Annotated in this window: 6 protein-coding genes; 3 read left to right on the top strand and 3 right to left on the bottom strand. The window is 39.8% G+C overall.

What is annotated here, in order from left to right:
- Positions 1–420, bottom strand: a 420-nt coding sequence (locus ABFQ95_06920; protein MEN8237252.1) for a hypothetical protein, incomplete at its 3' end; no start/stop codon positions are given.
- A gap of 219 nt (positions 421–639) precedes the next feature.
- Complete coding sequence (locus ABFQ95_06915) at positions 640–2088, bottom strand: ATP-binding protein (GenBank protein MEN8237251.1); 1449 nt, start codon at positions 2086–2088, stop codon at positions 640–642.
- A gap of 248 nt (positions 2089–2336) precedes the next feature.
- Between ABFQ95_06915 and ABFQ95_06910 the strand changes: the two genes are divergently transcribed.
- A complete protein-coding gene (locus tag ABFQ95_06910; protein MEN8237250.1) occupies positions 2337–3557 on the top strand; it encodes an ATP-binding protein in 1221 nt (406 codons plus the stop codon).
- 317 nt (positions 3558–3874) lie between these two features.
- Positions 3875–5437: an AAA family ATPase gene (locus ABFQ95_06905; protein MEN8237249.1), complete on the top strand. Its 1563-nt coding sequence runs from the start codon at positions 3875–3877 to the stop codon at positions 5435–5437.
- A gap of 203 nt (positions 5438–5640) precedes the next feature.
- Here the strand turns inward: ABFQ95_06905 and ABFQ95_06900 are convergent, their stop codons facing one another.
- Complete coding sequence (locus ABFQ95_06900) at positions 5641–6174, bottom strand: hypothetical protein (protein ID MEN8237248.1); 534 nt, start codon at positions 6172–6174, stop codon at positions 5641–5643.
- Between the two features lie 227 nt (positions 6175–6401).
- Here ABFQ95_06900 and ABFQ95_06895 point away from each other — a divergent pair, with 227 nt between their 5' ends.
- Complete coding sequence (locus ABFQ95_06895; protein MEN8237247.1) at positions 6402–6557, top strand: hypothetical protein; 156 nt, start codon at positions 6402–6404, stop codon at positions 6555–6557.
- The last annotated feature ends 162 nt before the right edge of the window (positions 6558–6719 follow it).

The following is a 6719-nucleotide window of genomic DNA, read 5'->3' as shown; positions in this document are numbered from 1 at the left end:
TTTGCTACCTGGTTTTTGCCATGGAGGTGTGGGTGGTAGGTCAAGTTGTTTAAGGTAGGTGTTTGCTTGCAGATTCAAAATGATCAAAGGCTTTGAATGCATCTTATTGATTGGACACCAGTAGGTTGGTAGCTTGTTTTTCTCTAAATCAAGATCACATTTTTCAAAGATTTTCTTTAGCTGCCGGCAGGTTTTAGGGGATAAGGGAATCTGTATGCCATCTTGGAGACCTTTGCGTGGGAGAGGTCCCCTTGAGCGCGTACCAAGGGGGCGAATATGATAGCGATTCAAGGCATGATTGACTGAGCTAGGACTGCGCTTAAAGTATTGCGCCATAACTTTTAGTGGTGTTTTTAGACTGTAGGCTAGCCACAACTGGTATTTCCCCAGTTCTGACCATGGTTGCTTTTTTTTAGTCATAACTTCAAGATTCCCCCTCTCTTCTCATTCCCTGTTCCTTTATCATTAAACCAGAGGTTTTTACTTCTCACTGGTATAACTAAAATCAATTTTTGGCTGAATGTCAAATTTTTTATGAAAGATTTTAACAAAATTTCACACATAAACTTACTTACCATTTGAAAAATATAAGAATTTTTTTTATCTATTTGTCAGGAATTTTAGGTATTTATCGCAGAGCTAGATAATTTCTGACAAATCTGTCAGAAAATCAGCAGCATCGATGACTCTATAAAAATACTGTTTGTCATAAACAGAATTGGCTACCCCTCCGATATGGACGAGAACGGGACAGATTCCGTATCCCCTGGAAATAGCGAGTCGATTTATTTTCTCTTGCATGGCTGAGATTACACTAGAGCCGATTTCTTGTTTGGTAAACTTAAATTCACATGCAAAAATCGTATTCGTGCGCAATTGCACGAGATAATCAATTTGGCATCCTTTATGTCGTTTCGTTGCACGCTGTCTATACGGATTATCGGCAACAACGTCTTGTGGGTAAACTCCGAGAGCGTCAAGCAAAAGCAACCGATTTTTTAAAATAAGGTTTTCCACCTGAAAGCCCAGCATTGCCTCCCAACCAGGCAGGCTGCTTATGGGGATATTTCTGTACGCGTTCTTTTTAATGTGCGGTAAGTTCGGTTGGATATACTTTACGTAAAACCTTAGGTAACTATCGCTCAGGCGATACAGCTTTTGACGTCCCAGGGTACCCGTCTTAAGAGACCAAGTGTAGTGTTGCTCGATAAAACCTGACGTTTCCAGATCTTGCAAATATCTACTCAGGACTCCACCGTGTGCATAATCAAGCTCTTGGCGTAGTTCAGCAACCGTCTTCATACCTATACCCAATTGCTGTACGATTTTTCTGTATATCTCACCCTTATGGTCAAATAGATCATGAAAAATACGATCATACTCGTGTACCAACACTCCTTTGGGGTTAAAGCAAAGTTTTTTGATATTTTCTTCAGCCGTCAAGTCAGGTTTAATTTGCTCCAAGTACCACGGAACACCGCCTGTGATGGCTAGACATTGAAAGATATCATACACGGAATAATTAACACCCAGTTCTTCTAAGAATTTTACGGATTCTGGTAATGAAAGTCCCTTGAGGTCAATTTGCAGTGAGATTCTTCCAAAAAAAGCAGTGCTATTTAAGATATTGTCTTCTATCCAAGTAGATACGGATCCACATAGAATGAGCATGATGTTTGGGTATTGTTGGAGGGTTTGGTCCCACCATACCTTTAATTTTGGAATAAAGGTTGGGTCCTTGGATCCCATCCACGAAATTTCGTCAAACAGGATAATCGTTGGTTGTGCGGTGATTTGTTCCGTGACATGCGCAAAAGCATCACTCCAATCTGTAACCGTCATTGGTGGCAACCCAAACTTTGTGTAGTATTGGCGGGCAAATGCGTCCAGTTGGGCTTGTGCTGTGATGCCATCTACTGGGGCAAGGCCAGTAAAAGATATAAACTCTTTGCCCTTTGCAATCTCGGCTGCCAAACGACTCTTGCCAATGCGCCGCCGTCCTTTGATGGTGAGCAAAACGGGACGAGGAGCCTTAAGTAGGCCCTCGAGGTCTCTAAGTTCCTCACGCCGCCCAATAAACTTTTTCATCCAAATCTCTTATCACATAAATGACATTTGTTGATTATGTGATATGTAATTAAACATGTCAACGATCACATAAATGACATTTGTCGATTATGTGATATGGTGAAAACGTTCAGACTTTTTTATGGTTGGATCCGTGATCGCCAATTCTGGCAACATTTGTCGATTTTTTCGGAGTCAATTCCGAAATTCACATTGACTTTTTCGGAGTTGTATCCGAATATTTAAAAAAAGTTAGAGAGAAATAGCCAATGATTGAAAGATTTTACGACAAGTTATTGCAAGAACATATTGCAAATTATAACCAAATGTTGTTTCTCTCTGGTCCGCGTCAGGTTGGGAAAACGACTCTTTCTAAACTTATTGTTAAAGGTCTTAATCACTATCTGTATTTAAACTGGGATCTTATTGAAGATAGAGAAGTCATCCTATCTGGTCCTTCATTTGTCGCAAAAAAGATATTTTCAGATGTAGCCTTTGGAAAAAAGCCAGTCATCATATTTGATGAAATACATAAATATTCTAATTGGAAGGGCTATATCAAAGGATTTTACGATACATACAGAGATAAATTTTCTGTAATTGTTACTGGTAGTGCCAAACTTGATGTTTATCAACAGGGGGGAGATAGTTTGATGGGTCGCTATTTTTATTATCGCGTGCATCCCTTATCTGTCAGTGAATTATGTAATCTTGAGGACTCGCTTACACTCAATGGCTGTCTTAAACGTCCTAAACGAATCGAGCCTGAAAGCTGGAAAGCATTGCTAGAGTTTGGCGGATTTCCGGATCCTTTCATTAATAAGGATCCTGCTTTTTATAATAGATGGCAATTATTGCGGCACAGGCAGTTATTTAAAGAGGATCTAAGGGATATCTCAAGAGTATATGAAGTTTCTCAGATGGAGGTTCTGGCCAAAATACTTGATAGTCAAATAGGTCAGATAACAAATTACTCAAAACTAGCTTCTAAAGTAAGGGTGTCGGACAAGACAATACGAAATTGGATAGAGGTATTAAGATCTTTATATTTTTGTTTTATGATTAAGCCATGGACCAAAAATATTACAAGAAGCCTGCTCAAAGAACCAAAAATATTTCTATGGGATTGGTCAGCGATAGATGACCAAGGCATGCGAGTTGAAAATTTTGTAGCTTCGCATTTATTAAAAGCAGTGCATTATTGGACTGATGCGGGTTTAGGGAAGTTTGCGCTGCATTTTGTTCGTGATCTTGAAAAGCGAGAAGTTGATTTTCTGCTAACGAGGGATGATAAACCATGGATGCTCATAGAGGTTAAAAGCTCGTATAGAGAGTCTTTAAGCAAAAACCTGCTTTACTTTAACGAAGTTTTGCAGCCAGAGCATTGCTTTCAATTAGCTTATAATCTTGAGTACCAAGATATAGATGTGTTCACCCTAAAAACACCTCATATCGTATCAATGCAAACCTTTTTGTCACAACTTGTGTGACTATACTGAAGTAAAATCAAGACCTATGTTTCCTGAGACGCTCGAAGTGCTCATTCACCTGAAGTAAACTGCGCGCTAAAATGGAGGCATGAACTTTCAACCCAAAAGTCAATCGATACCGTGCAAAAGGCAGGGCTTTCAAAGCATTGCAGGTGAGTTACTGATGAATTGGGAGATGGTGGCGGCAATCAGAAATCAGATGTCAGATATCAGAGGTCAGCAAAGCAGTACTAACTGGGATATTCAGCAATCTGTCCTCTGTCCTCTGACATCTGATTTCTGACATCTGATTTCTGATTTCTGATACACTGACTAACATGAAGAAACTTCCCATTGGTATTCAAAGCTTTGCAGATCTGATTACAGGGCAGTATACCTATATTGATAAGACACAGCATATTTATCGGCTTGTGACCGAGGGAAAATCGTATTTTCTCTCTCGGCCCCGACGGTTTGGAAAATCTCTGTTGATTTCAACTCTTGAGGCTTTATTCCTCAATAAGCGTCACCTATTTCAAGGCCTCTGGATTGATCGCAGCGATTGGCCGTGGCACGAATACCCCGTCATTCGCCTGGATATGTCAACCATCAATAATCGCAGCCCTGAAATGCTTGAAAGAGCTTTAATTCGAGCAGTGAGCGAGATTGGTGCAACTTATGGTGTGACTTTAGATGGTGAGACAGCCTCAGATTACCTGCTTTCCTTAATTAAAAAATTAGCTCCCAAGGATCCAATTGTGGTGCTGGTAGACGAATATGACAAACCTATTGTTGATCAGATTGACACACCGAACGTTGCCAAACAAAATCGTGATATCTTGCGGCAGTTTTATGGAGTGCTCAAATCACAAGACGCGCATCTTAAATTCGTTTTCTTGACAGGAGTTACAAAATTTTCAAAAGTATCCGTCTTTTCAGAGCTAAACAACCTTGAAGAGATTGGTTTTACACAAACTTACTCTGATCTGCTTGGATATACTGCTGTAGAAATCCAAACCTTTCTGAAAAGTTGGGTTGAGCAGTTGGCTGACACAAGAGGCGAGTCTTTAGCGCAACTGATGGCAGAAATTCAGCGTTGGTACAATGGCTATAAATTCGCTCGCCAAGCAGAAGCGGTTTACAATCCGTTTTCTGTTTTACTGTTGTTGAAACATCAAGAGTTTATGGCACACTGGTTTGAAACTGGGACCCCTTTATTTTTGATGAAATTGATTAAGGAGCGCGAGTTTGATCCATTGGATTTAGAACGGCTTCAAGTCAGTGAAGCAACTTTTTCCAATTTTAATATTGAACGAATCTCGCTGCTGCCTTTGCTTTATCAAACAGGCTACTTGACGGTTAAAGAGTACAAGCCAGATCTTGACGTTTATCAACTTGGGTATCCTAATTTTGAAGTAGCTCAAGCGTTTTCGGAAGCATTGTTAAAACACTTTGCCCGCGGCAAGGAGGCACAAAGCATTGACTCCTTAACCTTGTTAAGTCAGAGCTTTCTTCAAGTTCAATGGGATGCAAATGAGTTTTTTGCGCATCTTAATCACCTGTTGGGGCTGATCCCTTATGATTTATATATCCGGCAGGAAAAGTACTATCATAGCTTGTTCTATCTGATTTTTCGCCTCATTGGTATCAAAGTCGTTGCCGAAGTCCATACCCATAGAGGCCGGATGGATATTATTCTTGAGCTGCAAGACAAGGTGTTCATTTTTGAGTTCAAACTCAATCAAACAGCCGCTAAAGCCATCCAGCAAATCATTAACAAAGAGTATCGCACACCTTATCAGGCCTCCGGTAAGAGTATCTACCTTGTGGGGGTGAACTTTAATTCGCAAACGAAAAGTGTTGATGATTGGGAAGTCAGAATTCTGACCTCTGACCTCTGACCTCTGACCTCTGACTGTGTTGCCTCAGATGGAATCGGACACTTGCACCTAATTTGTTAGATAGTAAATTAACGATATAGAAGAAGTGAGCTGATAAGACATCATGTTGGGGACACACCCACTGGTATTAACTACTCTTAGTTATCGTGCCAATAATTTTTTTTTGGAAAAACTATTGGCACTATCATAAGATTAGTTATGAGTTATTGGGGTGTATTAATAACTACTTTTTGGCCTGCATATTTTTTAAACCAGCTGACTCCATCCCTAGTCATTACATGATCACCCCTAGAACTGGTAAAAGTACCAAATGCAACATGTCGTTGGGCTCCACTACTTGGTGCTGCTACCAATGAGACCATAAAGGTGGTAGCATTACTATCGATCTTAATATTATCAACAATAATTACCGATTTGGCATTCTCGGCTACTTCATTGTGTACATGCATACTCTTAATCTTCACATTACTCCGACCCTTCCTGTTAAAAAGTTTTGTATGAGGTGTTGCAGCATCTAAAGCTCTTAAAAGTTCTATAGCGATGTTACGATCGATTTTGTCATAGGTAATCGTGCCTTTTGAATTATAAATTCTCTCAAGAGCGTCTCCTGCCATCTCTGCATTGTAGTTGGGGCTTACTGTCAGTTCAATTTCTTCTTGAGGAAGTGTTGCAAAACTTACACTCGTACCCGCGGTAAAAACAAACACCATATAAAACAAAAAATAAAATCTATACATTTTCTTTCTCCCTGATTAATAGTTTCTATAATATACTTTACAATTATATTGTATAATATAATTTATCTTATGTAAACAGTTTTTTGTACTTAAGAACAAAAAGTAATCATTTAGCTACTTGATTCAGTGGCACTAACCTAACCTGAGTTTTGGATAAGAGGTCTTTCTGCCAATGGCACTAACTTAAGGAGAAATCGTTTAGAACAAAGGGTTGGCAGCGATGAAGTATGTGCACCTACCTAAGGGTTCCCACAGGCAAAACGGCGGATTTGTTGAGGAAGGTGGCAAACTTAAGAACGAGATCGCAAGATCAATTTCTCGAAAATGACTCTCAGGTCAATATTGACACCATTTCAGCGCTTAAGTTAGTGCCATTGGGCTAACTCCTTGTAGTTAAACAATTTTACGGCTCAGGCCGTTGAACTTGGGTTAAGATTAAGTCTTGTTCCAATGGCACTAACTTAAGAGCTAAAATAGCTTCCATATTGACCTGAGGGTCATTTTCATTGAGAGATTGGGCTTGCGATCTCATTCTTAGTTTGCCA

This window comes from Pseudomonadota bacterium, assembly GCA_039714795.1.
In the GTDB taxonomy this organism is placed as follows: Bacteria; Pseudomonadota; Alphaproteobacteria; order JAGOMX01; family JAGOMX01; genus JBDLIP01.
Note: the sequence above shows the minus strand (reverse complement) of the source record. Positions and strands in the feature narration are given on the sequence as shown.